The sequence below is a fragment of the Streptomyces sp. ACA25 genome (assembly GCF_028200735.1).
In the GTDB taxonomy this organism is placed as follows: Bacteria; Actinomycetota; Actinomycetes; order Streptomycetales; family Streptomycetaceae; genus Streptomyces.
Genome location: NZ_JAQKPV010000006.1, coordinates 249,718 through 262,409 on the forward strand (window position 1 = coordinate 249,718; position 12,692 = coordinate 262,409).

11 protein-coding genes are annotated in these 12,692 nt (G+C 73.0%); 9 read left to right on the forward strand and 2 right to left on the reverse strand.

All coding sequences use genetic code 11. The features are described 5' to 3' along the window. Nucleotides 1-19: 19 nt before the first annotated feature. Nucleotides 20-1,189 carry a cysteine desulfurase family protein gene (locus PJ985_RS12365; RefSeq protein WP_271683732.1) on the forward strand — a complete coding sequence of 390 codons (1,170 nt, stop codon included), beginning with the start codon at nt 20-22 and terminating at the stop codon, nt 1,187-1,189. Between the two features lie 110 nt (nt 1,190-1,299). Next, complete coding sequence (gene mnmA, locus PJ985_RS12370) at nt 1,300-2,418, forward strand: tRNA 2-thiouridine(34) synthase MnmA (RefSeq protein WP_271683780.1); 1,119 nt, start codon at nt 1,300-1,302, stop codon at nt 2,416-2,418. Nucleotides 2,419-2,443: 25 nt separating this feature from the next. Here mnmA and PJ985_RS12375 read toward each other — a convergent pair whose 3' ends face one another. Further along, nucleotides 2,444-3,235, reverse strand: a complete 792-nt coding sequence (locus PJ985_RS12375; RefSeq protein ID WP_271683733.1) for a carbon-nitrogen hydrolase family protein — start codon at nt 3,233-3,235, stop codon at nt 2,444-2,446. 154 nt (nt 3,236-3,389) lie between these two features. Beyond that, nucleotides 3,390-3,965 (reverse strand): TIGR03086 family metal-binding protein, encoded by a 576-nt coding sequence (locus PJ985_RS12380; RefSeq protein ID WP_271683734.1) that lies wholly within the window; start codon nt 3,963-3,965, stop codon nt 3,390-3,392. A 175-nt stretch (nt 3,966-4,140) separates the two neighbouring features. Between PJ985_RS12380 and PJ985_RS12385 the strand changes: the two genes are divergently transcribed. The 7 genes from PJ985_RS12385 (at nt 4,141) to PJ985_RS12415 (ending at nt 12,685) form a co-directional block, all read left to right on the forward strand. Further along, on the forward strand, nt 4,141-4,830 hold the full coding sequence (locus tag PJ985_RS12385; RefSeq protein ID WP_271683735.1) for an SDR family oxidoreductase: 690 nt from the start codon (nt 4,141-4,143) through the stop codon (nt 4,828-4,830). A gap of 74 nt (nt 4,831-4,904) precedes the next feature. Further along, nucleotides 4,905-5,954: a methionine synthase gene (locus PJ985_RS12390; protein ID WP_443033470.1), complete on the forward strand. Its 1,050-nt coding sequence runs from the start codon at nt 4,905-4,907 to the stop codon at nt 5,952-5,954. 3 nt (nt 5,955-5,957) lie between these two features. Next, nucleotides 5,958-8,180, forward strand: coding sequence for an NAD-dependent DNA ligase LigA (gene ligA, locus PJ985_RS12395; RefSeq protein WP_271683736.1), 2,223 nt, complete (start codon nt 5,958-5,960; stop codon nt 8,178-8,180). Nucleotides 8,181-8,341: 161 nt separating this feature from the next. Further along, on the forward strand, nt 8,342-10,555 hold the full coding sequence (locus PJ985_RS12400; RefSeq protein ID WP_271683737.1) for a putative bifunctional diguanylate cyclase/phosphodiesterase: 2,214 nt from the start codon (nt 8,342-8,344) through the stop codon (nt 10,553-10,555). A 95-nt stretch (nt 10,556-10,650) separates the two neighbouring features. Continuing rightward, complete coding sequence (gene gatC / locus PJ985_RS12405; RefSeq protein ID WP_271683738.1) at nt 10,651-10,947, forward strand: Asp-tRNA(Asn)/Glu-tRNA(Gln) amidotransferase subunit GatC; 297 nt, start codon at nt 10,651-10,653, stop codon at nt 10,945-10,947. Nucleotides 10,948-10,952: 5 nt separating this feature from the next. Next, nucleotides 10,953-12,464 (forward strand): Asp-tRNA(Asn)/Glu-tRNA(Gln) amidotransferase subunit GatA, encoded by a 1,512-nt coding sequence (gatA, locus tag PJ985_RS12410; RefSeq protein ID WP_271683739.1) that lies wholly within the window; start codon nt 10,953-10,955, stop codon nt 12,462-12,464. Then, nucleotides 12,461-12,685 (forward strand): hypothetical protein, encoded by a 225-nt coding sequence (locus PJ985_RS12415; RefSeq protein WP_271683740.1) that lies wholly within the window; start codon nt 12,461-12,463, stop codon nt 12,683-12,685. The genes gatA and PJ985_RS12415 overlap by 4 nt, the downstream gene beginning before the upstream one ends. Nucleotides 12,686-12,692 lie beyond the last annotated feature (7 nt).

The following is a 12,692-nucleotide window of genomic DNA, read 5'->3' on the forward strand; positions in this document are numbered from 1 at the left end:
CTCGTAGACTCGGGGAACCATGCCGTATTTCGATCACGCCGCCACCACTCCCATGCTGCCCGAAGCCATGGAGGCGATGACGGCTCAGCTGCCGGTCACCGGCAACGCCTCCGCCCTGCACTCCGCCGGCCGCCGGGCCCGGCGGGTGGTGGAGGAGGGGCGCGAAAAGCTGGCCGCCGCCCTCCGCGCCCGGCCGGGCGAGGTGGTCTTCACCGGCGGAGGCACCGAGGCGGACAACCTCGCCGTCAAAGGCCTGTACTGGGCCCGCCGCGCCGCCGCACCGCACCGCACCCGCATCCTGGTCAGCCCGGTCGAGCACCACGCGGTGCTCGACGTGGTCCAGTGGCTGGTCGAGCACGAAGGCGCCGAAGCCGACTGGCTCCCGGTGGACGGCTACGGCCGGGTCCACCCCGACGCGCTGCGCACGGCGATCGAGCAGGATCCGGACAATATTGCACTGATCACCGTCATGTGGGCGAACAACGAGATCGGCACCGTCCAGCCGATCACCCGACTTGCCTCCGTGGCTCAGGAATACGGCATCCCGATGCACGCGGACGCGGTGCAGGCCGTCGGCCAGCTCGAGATCGACTTCGCCGCCTCCGGGCTTGCCGCCCTCAGTGTTTCCGGGCACAAGATCGGCGGCCCGTACGGCATCGGCGCGCTGCTGCTCGGCCGTCAGTGGACGCCGACTCCGGTGCTGCACGGCGGCGGACAGGAGCGGGACGTCCGTTCCGGCACGCTGGACGTCCCGTCCATCGCCGGTTTCGCGGCCGCCGCGGAGCTCGCCGCCGCCCGCCGCGAGGAGTTCGCCCGGGAGATCGGCGCGCTGCGCGACGAGCTGATCCGGGCGGTCACCGCCGAAGTCCCCGACGCCCGGCTCGGTGGCGACCCCGACCCGGCCGGCCGGCTGCCCGCCAACGCGCACTTCGCTTTTCCCGGGTGTGAAGGCGACTCGCTGCTGCTGCTCCTGGACGCGCAGAACATCGAGTGCTCCACCGGTTCGGCCTGCACCGCCGGCGTCGCCCAGCCCAGCCACGTGCTGCTGGCCACCGGTACCGACCGGGAGCTGGCCCGGGGGACGCTGCGCTTCTCGCTCGGGCACACCTCGGCCAAGGAGGACGTGACGGTGCTGGCCGAGGCCATCGGGCCCGCGGTCGAGCGGGCCCGCACCGCCGGCCTCAGCTGACCGGTCACCGGCCCCAGCCGCGCGCTCCCGCACCGGACAGCCGGTTGCACCGGGGGATCGCCGGCCGCTGCCTGCACGCGCCGTCCGGCGCCCACTACGCTGGACCCGTGATGACTGCTGCTCCCCGCCTGCGTGTGCTCGCCGCCATGTCCGGCGGCGTGGACTCCGCCGTCGCCGCCGCCCGGGCCGCCGAGGCCGGACACGACGTGACCGGCGTTCACCTGGCGCTCTCCGAGAACCCGAAATCCTTCCGTACCGGGGCGCGCGGCTGCTGCACCCTGGAGGACTCCCGCGACGCCCGTCGCGCGGCCGACGTCATCGGCATCCCTTTCTACGTCTGGGACCTTGCCGAGCGCTTCCGGCAGGACGTGGTCGCGGACTTCGTCGCCGAGTACCAGGCCGGCCGCACCCCGAATCCCTGTCTTCGCTGCAACGAGAAGATCAAGTTCGCCGCCCTGCTCGACAAGGCGCTGGCCCTGGGCTTCGACGCGGTGTGCACCGGCCACTACGCCACGGTGGTGCGCGCCGAGGACGGCAGCCGGGAGCTGCACCGGGCCGCCGACCTGGCCAAGGATCAGAGCTACGTGCTGGGAGTGCTCGACGAGCAGCAGCTCGCCCATGCGATGTTCCCGCTGGGCGACACGGTGACCACCAAGGGCGAGATCCGCGCGGAGGCCGAGCGCCGCGGTCTGGCGGTCGCCAAGAAGCCGGACAGCCACGACATCTGCTTCATCGCCGACGGGGACACCCAGGGCTTCCTCGCCGGCCGTCTGGGCCGGGCGGAGGGCGACATCCTGGACGAGCAGGGCGAGAAGCTCGGCACCCACGACGGCGCCCACGGTTACACCGTCGGCCAGCGCAAGGGGCTGCGCATCGGCCGGCCGGCGCCGGACGGCAAGCCGCGCTACGTGCTGGACATCTCCCCCGTGAACAACACGGTGACGGTCGGCCCCGCCGAGGCACTGGACATCGCGGCCCTCACCGCCATCCGCCCCCGGTGGTGCGGCACCCCGCCCTCCGGCCCCGGCTCCTACACCGCGCAGCTGCGGGCGCACGGCGAGGAAACCCCGGTGACCGCCGAGCCGGTCGGCGATGAGCTCCGGGTGCGTTTCGAGCAGCCGGTCCGCGCGGTGGCCCCCGGCCAGGCGGTGGTGCTCTACGACGGCAGCCGGGTGGTCGGCTCCGGCACCATCGCCACCACCGAACGCCCCGTCCCGGCCGAGCGCTGAGCCGGGCCGGCGGAGCGGTCCGTTCTCAGAGGCGGCGGTTGGCGAGGACGGGGACGGCGCGGCGGGCCTCCTCGACCTCCGAGAGGTCCAGGTCGACGGTCAGCAGTTCGGGCGCGGCGCCGAGACCGGCCCGGATCTCGCCGAGTGGGGAGACCACCAGGCTGTGCCCGATGCCGGTGGGGGCAGAGGTGGCGGGCCGGGTTCCCACCGACTCGGGATCGGCCTGTCCGCAGGCCACCACCCATGAGGTGCTGTCCAGGGCCCTGGCCCGCACCAGCAGCTCCCACTGCTCGCGTTTGCCGGGGCCCGCGCCCCAGGACGCGGGCACCACAATGACCTGGGCGCCCTCGTCGGCCAGTCGCCGGAACAGCTCCGGGAAACGGATGTCGTAGCAGGTGGCGAACCCCACGTGGACGCCGTCCACCTCGGCGACCACGGTGCGGTTTCCGGGGGCCACGGTGTCCGACTCGGCGAAGCCGAAGGCGTCGAACAGATGCAGCTTGTCGTAGTGCGTGTCCACGCCCCGTCCCGTGATCAGCAGGGTGTTGCTCACCCGGTCGTCCTCGGCGGGGGTGAACATCCCGGCGACCACCAGCAGACCGGTGTGCTTGGCGATGTCCCGGACACCGTCCGCCCAGGGACCGTCCAGCGGCTCCGCGACGGGGCCGAGCGGGATCCCGAACCGGGCCATCGCCGCTTCGGGGAACACCACGATCTCGGCGCCCTCCGCCGCGGCCCGCGCGGCGTACTCGCCGATGGCCAGGAGATTGCGCTTCGGATCCGTGCCGGAGACCAGCTGACTCATCGCGATCCGCACGGGACCTCCCAGACCTCGCAGGGGCGGCGGACCGGATGTCCGCGCGGGCTTCCCCAGGCTCTGCTTCCGTGTCCGAGGCCCGCGCAAACCGGCGGCACGCCGCCGGATCTCCCCGGAGAGGCCGGCCGGGCAGGCGGGAGGCCGGAACCGGCCGTCACACCGGCCGTCCCAGCCAGGCGGCGAGCCGCTGGTAGCTGTCGGCCTCCTCCGGGGCGGGCCGGGGCGGGCCGAACGGCCACACTCCGCCCCGGTGGTCCTCGGGAACCGTCCGCAGCGCGACGGCCAGCGCGTACTCGGCCAGCTCGGAGTCGAGCGGCCGGGGATCGTCCAGCGCCCGAGCCAGGTCCCAGTCGTGCGCGGTCAGTTCCATCACGTAGCCGGCCACGGTCTCCCGGCCGGATGCCGCCCGCGGCATGGTGACGGGGGAGTCGAGCAGTGTGTCGTCGGCCCATGCCAGCCGGTACCGGGCCTGCGCGGCGGCGAACTCCCGTGCCCACTCGCCGTCCGGTACCCGCGCCTCCCGTTCCGCGAACGGCTCGGCGGGGATGCTCTCGCCGATCCCGGCGAGCCGGTTGACGCCTTCCACCAGGTGGCCGACGAGGTGGCGGATGTCGAAGCCGGGGCACGGGGTCGGCAGGTCCAGCTGCTCGGGCCGGACGTCACTGATGAGGGAAGCGGTCTGCCCGGCCGCCCGCTCGAACAGCGGGCGGGGGTCCTGCACCGTGTTCATGGGGCCCTCCTCCGATGACCTCCCGCCACTGCCAGTGTGGTACGGACCGGCGCGGACCGCGAGGCCGGGGCCCGGGCCCCGTGCCCCGGATGTGCGGCCGGGTCCGCGGCCTGCGCCACTCCGGCGGCCCGGCCCCGGCCGGAGCTGCCGGCGCGAGGTGCGCGATCATGGGGGCATGGCAACGCATGTGATCACCGGGGCAGGATCCGGCATCGGGGCGGCCGTGGCCGGACGGCTGGCCGCCCGTGGGGACGAACTCTGGCTGTGGGCGCGCGACGCCGGCCGGGCCAGGGAGCTGCGCGAGCGGTTCCCCGGTGCCCGGACGCTGGCCGGGGACCTCGCCGACCCGGAGCGGCTGTCCTGGGCGCTCAGTCACCAGCCGCTCCCCGAACGGGTCGACTCGCTGCTGCACATCGCCGGAGTGGTCGAACTCGGTGCGGTCGGCGAGCTGACCCCCGCCGTCTGGAACGCCACGCTGGCCGCCAACCTGGTCGCCCCGGCCGAGCTGACCCGGCTGTTCCTGCCGCAGTTGCGGCAGGCCGCCGGCCACGTGCTCTTCGTGAACTCCGGCGCCGGGCTGCACGCGAACGCCCAGTGGAGCGCCTACGCGGCGAGCAAGCACGGTCTCAAAGCGCTCGCCGACGCCCTGCGGGCGGAGGAGAAGGCGAACGGCGTGCGGGTCACCTCGGTGTACCCGGGACGCACCGCGACCCCGATGCAGGAGAAGGTGCACCGGCAGGAGGGCAAGAGCTACGAGGCGGACCGCTGGATGACGGCGGACTCCGTGGCGACCACGGTGCTGACCGCCCTGGACCTGCCGCCCGGCACGGAGATCGTCGACCTCAGCGTCCGTCCGGGCGGCTGACACCGGCAGCGGGAGCGGCCCCGCCGGACGGGGATCCGATCCGTGCACCGCCGGCCGGCTCGTAGGCTGCGGTGGTGAGCACTGAGAGCACTGAGAGCACTGAGAGAACTGCCGGGAACAAGCCGTGGGGCCGGGCCGCCGCCACCGGCGTGGGGTCGATGCCCGGCACGGACGTCCGGGAGACGGCGAAATGTGTCGTCGAGTCGCTGGAGACCCTGCCGTACCTCCCGGAGCTGCCGGAGCGTGGCCCCGGCGCGGACATGATCGGGCGCACCACCGGGCTGCTGGCCGAGCTGTACGCGCGGGTCGAGCCCAGCGGCTGGCGGATCAGCGACCGGCCGGGCCGCGACACCCGGCGCGCCCGGTCCCTGCTGCGGGAGGACCTGGACACGCTGGAGGAGTTCACCCAGGGGTACCGGGGAGCCCTGAAAATCGCGGTGACCGGACCGTGGACCCTGGCCGCGGCTCTGGAGCGGCGCAACGGCGAGGCGATGCTGGGGGACCCCGGCGCCTGCCGGGACCTCACCGCCTCCCTCGCCGAGGGGCTGCGGCAGCTGCTGGCCGACGTGCGCCGCCGGGTGCCGGGTGCCGTACCGGTGCTGCAGCTCGACGAGCCCTCCCTGACGCGGGTGCTCAACGGCGGTGTCCGGACCGCCAGCGGCTACCGCACCTACCGGGCACCGGACCGCTCCATCGTCGAAGGAGCGCTGCGCGACCTGGTCGCGACCGCGGACGGTGATCCTGTCGTCGTCCATTCCTGCGCGCCCGGGGTGCCGTTCCCCTTGCTGCGCAGGAGTGGAGTGAGCGGCATTTCCTTCGACTTCGCCCTGCTCACCGAGAGTGAGTACGACGAGATCGGGGAGGCGGCGGAGGAGGGCACCGCGCTGTTCGCCGGTGTGCTGCCCGCCGTCGGCACGGAGCCCGGGGAATTGTCGGACCCTGCCGGTACTGTCAGCGGTGTCAAGGCGCTCTGGCGCAGGTTGGGGCTTTCGCCGGAGCTTCTCGCGGAGATCGTGGTCGTGACGCCCTCCTGCGGGCTGGCCGGCTCTTCCCCGGCGTATGCCCGGGCCGCGCTGGCGCACTGCGCCAGGGCGTCGCGATCCCTGGCGGACAACCCTGAGTGATGGATGACGGGAGACGAGACGGTGGCCGGCGAAGAGCAGACAGCGCCCGCAGCGGCGAGGGAACGGCACGCGCGGCTCGCTGAGCGGATCGAGGAGCACCGCTTCCGCTACTACGTGAAAACGCCGACGATCAGCGACGCCGAGTTCGACGTGCTGCTGCGCGAGCTGGAGGCCCTGGAGGAGGAGCACCCGGACCTGCGCACCCCGGACTCCCCGACGCAGAAGGTCGCGGGCGCCTACGAGACGGACTTCACCTCGGTGGACCACCGGGAGCGCATGCTCTCCCTGGACAACGCCTTCGACAACGAGGAGCTGGCGGCCTGGGCGGCCCGGGTCACCGAGGAGCTGGCCGGCCTGGACCACCACTTCCTGTGCGAGCTGAAGGTGGACGGGCTGGCCGTCAACCTCACCTACGAGCACGGGCTGCTGACCCGGGCCGCCACCCGGGGCGACGGCCGCACGGGGGAGGACATCACGCCCAACGTGCGCACCATCGCGGAGATCCCGAACCGGCTGCACGGGGATCGGGTGCCCGCTCTGGTGGAGGTCCGCGGCGAGGTGTTCTTCTCGATGGAGCGCTTCGAGGAGCTCAACGCCGGGCTGGTCGCGGCGGAGGAGAAGCCGTTCGCCAACCCGCGCAACGCGGCGGCCGGTTCGCTGCGGCAGAAGGACCCCCGGGTCACCGCGACCCGGCCGCTGCAGATGGTGGTGCACGGCATCGGCGCCCGGGAGGGCTTCGCCATCGACCGGCTGTCGCAGGCCTACGTGCTGCTGGAGGAGTGGGGTCTGCCGACCGCCCGGGTCAGCAAGGTGGTGTCCTCGCTGGACGAGGTGCGGGACTTCATCGCGTACTTCGGCGAGCACCGGCACGCCGTCGAGCACGAGATCGACGGCGTGGTGGTGAAGCTCGACGAGATCGCGCTGCAGGGCCGTCTGGGATCCACCTCGCGGGCGCCCCGCTGGGCGATCGCCTGGAAGTACCCGCCCGAGGAGGTCAACACCAGGCTGGTGGACATCCGGGTCGGCGTCGGGCGCACCGGACGGGTGACGCCCTACGCCGTGGTGGAGCCGGTCACCGTGGCGGGCTCCGAGGTGGAGTTCGCCACCCTCCACAACCAGGAGGTGGTGAAGGCCAAGGGCGTGCTGATCGGGGACACCGTCGCGCTGCGCAAGGCGGGCGACGTGATCCCGGAGATTCTGGGGCCGGTCGCCGACCTGCGGGACGGCAGTGAGCGCGAGTTCGTGATGCCGAAGCACTGCCCGGAGTGCGGGACGGAGCTGAAAGCCATGAAGGAGGGGGACATCGACCGGCGCTGCCCCAACGCACGGTCCTGTCCCGCCCAGCTGCGGGAGCGCCTGGCCTATCTGGCAGGCCGCAAGTGCCTGGACATCGATCACTTCGGCTATGTGGCGGCCACCGCGCTGACCCAGCCGCTGGAGCCGTCCGAGCCGCCGCTGCGGGACGAGGGAGGCCTGTTCGACCTGAAAGTCGAACAGCTCCTGCCCATCCGGTCCCACGTGCTGGACCAGGACACCGGCCTGCCGAAGCGCGACCCGTCCTCGGGCGAGCCGAAGGTCGTCAGCTTCTTCGCCAACCAGCAGGGCGAGCCCAAGAAGAACGCCCTGGCGATGCTGGAGAGCATCGAGGCCGCCAAGTCCCGCCCGCTGTCCCGGATCCTCACCGGCCTGTCCATCCGGCATGTGGGCCCGGTGGCGGCTCAGGCGCTGGCCCGGGAGTTCCGGTCGATCGACCGGATCATGACGGCGGACGAGGAGGAGCTGGCGGCGGTGGAGGGGGTCGGGCCCACCATCGCGGTCTCGCTGAAGGAGTGGTTCGCCGAGGACTGGCACCGCGAGATCGTCGAGCGCTGGCGGGCCGCCGGGGTGCGCATGGCGGAGGAGGGCGGGGAGGCCGCCGGGCCCCGGCCGCTGGAGGGTGTGACGGTTGTCGTCACCGGCACCCTCCTCCAGCACACCCGTGACGGGGCGAAGGAAGCGTTGCAGGAGCTGGGGGCGAAGGTCACCGGCTCGGTGTCCAAGAAGACCGCATTCGTGGTCGCAGGCGACAATCCTGGATCCAAATTCGACAAAGCCGTGCAGCTGAAGGTTCCCGTTCTCGACGAGGCGGGTTTCGGCGTGCTGCTGGCCGAGGGACCCGACGCAGCGAGGGAAACCGCCCGGGCAGCCGCTCCGCCGGAGCCCGTGGCCCCGCCCGCGGGGGAGTGACGGAACATCCGCGACACGCCCTTGGCATATGCCATGCGCATGGAAGCGGTAGCACGTATTCCGGCCACCGCTGAGCGTCTTCGCCCGCGTCCCCCACCCCCGGGCCTAACGTGGGACGGTGCCCTCTTCCACCGGGCACCGTCTCGGCGAAAGGGGCCCGCATGCGGTTAGCAGCACCCAGGGAGCGCTTCGTGCTGCCGCCGCGGGACTGCGCCTCGCTGCCTCTGGCCGTCCGGATCGCGGTGCCCGCCGCGGCCGGGGCCGTCCTGACGGCCGGCGGGCTCCAGGCGCTCGCCCAGGGGCACGCGCCCTTCCCGCCGGCCACCGCCGGCTGGGGGATCGCCCTGCTCACGGTGCTTGTCGTCGGCCACCTGCTGGCCCTCGGCCGGGACCGCTGGTGGGGCGGCAGCGGCTCGGGGGCCGCGCTCACCCTCGCCGTCCTGATGCTCTACGGCTGGGTACCGGCCCTTCTCATCAGCTTCGCCGTCGTCACCCTGGTCGGAGCCTTCCGGGGGCACCGCCGCAGACAGGCGGTGCTGCACGGCTCCGCCGACATCCTGGGCATCGCCGCCGCCGCCCTGGTGCTCGCCGCCTGGCAGATCCGGCCCACCGTCCAGGAGCCGTGGGGGCCCGCCGAGTGGGAGCCCTCGGCAGTGCCCGCCCTCCTGCTCTCCTCGCTCGCCTACCTGCTGGTCACCCGGCTGCTGCTGTGGATGTGTCTCGCCCCGCCCGGCGGGCTGCCGATGATGGCCCGTACCGCCCTCCTCCGGCAGGGCTTCTTCGCCGTCGCCCTGCTGGGCATCGCGCCGCTGATCATCGTGGTCGCGGACAGCACGCCGGTGCTCCTCCCGCTGTTCGCCGTCCCGCTCATCGCGCTCGACTTCACGCTCTGGATCGCCCGGGCCCGGGCCGAGGACCAGCTGCTCGACCCGCTGACCGGCCTGCCCAACCGGCAGTGGCTGCTGCAGCGTGCCCGCTCAGCCCTGGAGGACGCCGCCGGCGCGGAAGCCCGGTGCGCACTGATCCTGATCGACCTTGACCGGTTCCGCTCGGTCAACGACACCCTCGGCCATCTGACCGGGGACCGGCTGCTCCTGGAAATAGCGGACCGCATCGAACGGGCCCTGCCTCCCGGCGCGGAGAGCGCCCGGCTCGGCGGCGACGAGTTCGCCGTCCTGCTGCCCCGGGTCGATTCCGCCACCGGCGCACAGCGGACCGCGCGCACCCTCCTCGGCCGGCTCGGCGCCCCGCTGGAACTGGACGGCCTGATCCTGGAAGTCGAAGCGAGCGCCGGAGTGGCGGTCTTCCCCGATCACGCCCCGGAGGCCGAGGGCCTGCTGCGCCGCGCCGACGTCGCGATGTACGCGGCGAAGCGGGACCGCGGCGGAGTCCAGGTCTACGACGCCAGCCGGGACTGCAACACCCCGGACCGGCTCAGCCTTCTCGGCGATCTGCGCCGCGCACTGGACCGCGGTGAGGTCGAACTGCACTACCAGCCCAAGGTGCAGTTCGACGGCGCCGTCGCGGGACTGGAGGCGCTGCTCCGCTGGGAGCACCCGGAGCGCGGCCGAGTGGCGCCGGACGAGTTCATCACCATCGCGGAGACGTCCGGGCTGATGCCCCGGCTCACCGACTACGTTCTGGAGACCGCCCTGGCCCAGGTGGCCCGCTGGCGGGCGGAAGGCATCCGGGTGCCCGTCGCCGTCAACGTCTCCCCCCGCGACGTGTACACCCCCGGGTTCGCCGGGGCGGTGGCCGCGCGGCTGGCCCGGCACGGCGTTCCGGCCGGCTCCCTGCAACTGGAGATCACCGAGCACGTCATGCTGGAGGACCCCCAGCAGGCGGCCGACACGCTCGCCGGCCTCATCGGCCACGGCGTGCGGATGTCCCTCGACGACTTCGGCACCGGCTACTCCTCACTGGTGCACCTGCGCCGGCTGCCGGTCAGCGAGCTCAAGATCGACCGCTCCTTCGTCGGCCGGCTCGCCGTGGACAACGAGGACGCCGAGATTGTCCGCTGCACCGTCGAGCTGGCCCACTCCCTCGGTCTGGTGGTGGTCGCCGAAGGCGTCGAGGACAACGAAACGTGGGAGCGGCTGCGCGACCTCGGCTGCGACGCCGTCCAGGGCTGGCTGGTCGCCGCCGCCATGCCGGCCGACCGCATCACCGCCTGGATCCGGGCCCGGGACGGTGCCCGCGATGAGGCCCGGGCCGTCACGGAGCCCGCCGGCCGGGCACCGTGCACCGGCCCCGCCCCGACGCCCGGCGCCGTGGCAGGGCGGACCACCGCAGCCCCCGGCCTGCCCGACCAGGCCGAGCCGGCCGGCCGGGAGCAGCCCTCCGAACGCCCCTCGGGCCGGGCCCGGGTGCGCTGAACGGAGCGGCTGCGCGGGACGGTCTCCGGGACCCATAGGATTGGGGAACGCAAACCCGAGCCCCCGAGCCCCACCAAGGACAAGAGGATCGCCGCATGCCAGGCATCACGCGCGAGGAAGTAGCCCACCTCGCCCGGCTGGCGCGCCTGCAGCTGACGGACGAAGAGCTGGCGCACTTCTCCGGACAGCTCGACGACATCATCGGCGCGGTCGCCCGCGTCTCCGAAGTCGCCGACGAGGACGTGCCTCCGACCTCCCACCCGTTGCCGCTCACCAACGTCATGCGGCCGGACGAGATCCGGCCGAGCCTGACCCCCGAGCAGGCGCTGTCCGGCGCCCCCGCTCAGGAGCAGCAGCGCTTCAAGGTGCCGCAGATCCTGGGGGAGGAGTGACCGCCATGAGCGAATCGACCGAACTGATCAAGCTCACCGCCGCCGAGCTGGCGGCCGGCATGGCAGCCGGGGAGACGTCCGCGGTCCAGGTCGCCGAGGCCCACCTCGCGCGCATCGAGGCCGTCGACGAGAAGGTGCACGCCTTCCTGCACGTCGACCGGGAGGGCGCCCTCGCCCAGGCCCGCGCCGTCGACGCCGCCCGCGCCGCGGACGAGCCGCTCGGCCCGCTGGCCGGCGTCCCGCTCGCGCTCAAGGACATCTTCACCACCCGGGGCGTGCCGACCACGGTCGGCAGCAAAATGCTGGAAGGCTGGATCCCGCCCTACGACGCGACCCTGACCAGCCGGCTCAAGGCCGCCGGCGTCGTCATCCTCGGCAAGACCAACATGGACGAGTTCGCCATGGGGTCCTCCACCGAGAACAGCGCCTACGGACCCACCGGCAACCCCTGGGACCTCACCCGGATCCCCGGCGGCTCCGGCGGCGGTTCGGCAGCCGCGCTCGCCGCCCACCAGGCTCCGCTCGCCGTGGGCACCGACACCGGCGGCTCCATCCGGCAGCCCGCCGCGGTCACCGGCACCGTCGGCGTCAAGCCGACCTACGGCGGCGTCTCCCGGTACGGCATGGTGGCGTTCTCCTCCTCACTGGACCAGGGCGGCCCCTGCGCCCGCACCGTCCTCGACGCGGCGCTGCTGCACGAGGTCATCGCCGGCCACGACCCGCTGGACTCCACCTCCGTCGACGCCCCGGTGCCGCCGGTCGTCGAGGCCGCCCGCAACGGCACGGTCGCCGGCCTGCGGATCGGCGTCGTCAAGGAGTTCGCGGGCGACGGCTACCAGGCCGGTGTCATGCAGCGTTTCCGCGAGTCGGTGGAGCTGCTGAGCGCGCTGGGCGCCGAGATCGTCGAGCTCTCCTGCCCGTCCTTCGACAAGGCCCTCGCCGCCTACTACCTGATCGCGCCGTCCGAGTGCTCCTCCAACCTGGCCCGCTTCGACGCCCTGCGCTACGGCATGCGGGTCGGCGACGACGGCACCCGCTCGGCCGAGGACGTCACCTCGATGACCCGCGCGGCGGGCTTCGGCGACGAGGTGAAGCGCCGCATCATGCTCGGCACCTACGCGCTGTCCTCCGGCTACTACGACGCCTACTACGGCAGCGCGCAGAAGGTCCGGACCCTCATCACCCGGGACTTCCAGCGGGCCTTCGCGGACGGCACCGGCGTGGACGTGATCGTCTCGCCGACCACCCCGACCACCGCGTTCCCGATCGGCGAACGCGCCGACGACCCGATGGCGATGTACCTCGCCGACCTGTGCACCATCCCGTCCAACCTGGCCGGCAACGCGGCGATGTCCCTGCCGTGCGGGCTGGCCCCCGAGGACGGGCTCCCGGTGGGGCTGCAGATCATCGCCCCCGCCATGGCCGACGACCGGCTCTACCGTGTCGGGGCTGCCGTCGAGGCGGCCTTCCAGGCAAGGTGGGGCCACCCGATACTGGAGGAGGCGCCCGCGCTATGACCAAGAAGAAGTCCAAGGCCGGAACGTACCTGTCCATCGGTACCTCGCTGTTCGGGGTTCTCGGTGTGGTCAAGCAGCTCAAGCACGCCCGCGAGGACCACGACGGGCTGGAGCTGGTGGACGCCGTGGTCTCGGCCGCGGCGATCGTGACGAGTGTGGCCCTGCTGGCCCGGGAGCTCCGGCGGCTCAACCGGGAACAGTCCGACATCCTCGCCGACTGAGCGCACT

Coding starts and splice junctions, on each gene's coding strand:
- gatC (WP_271683738.1), top strand. CDS start 10,651: ATGCCAGGCATCACGCGCGAGGAAGTAGCCCACCTCGCCCGGCTGGCG.
- PJ985_RS12400 (WP_271683737.1), top strand. CDS start 8,342: ATGCGGTTAGCAGCACCCAGGGAGCGCTTCGTGCTGCCGCCGCGGGAC.
- PJ985_RS12365 (WP_271683732.1), top strand. CDS start 20: ATGCCGTATTTCGATCACGCCGCCACCACTCCCATGCTGCCCGAAGCC.
- PJ985_RS12415 (WP_271683740.1), top strand. CDS start 12,461: ATGACCAAGAAGAAGTCCAAGGCCGGAACGTACCTGTCCATCGGTACC.
- gatA (WP_271683739.1), top strand. CDS start 10,953: ATGAGCGAATCGACCGAACTGATCAAGCTCACCGCCGCCGAGCTGGCG.
- ligA (WP_271683736.1), top strand. CDS start 5,958: ATGACGGGAGACGAGACGGTGGCCGGCGAAGAGCAGACAGCGCCCGCA.
- PJ985_RS12385 (WP_271683735.1), top strand. CDS start 4,141: ATGGCAACGCATGTGATCACCGGGGCAGGATCCGGCATCGGGGCGGCC.
- PJ985_RS12380 (WP_271683734.1), bottom strand. CDS start 3,965: ATGAACACGGTGCAGGACCCCCGCCCGCTGTTCGAGCGGGCGGCCGGG.
- mnmA (WP_271683780.1), top strand. CDS start 1,300: ATGACTGCTGCTCCCCGCCTGCGTGTGCTCGCCGCCATGTCCGGCGGC.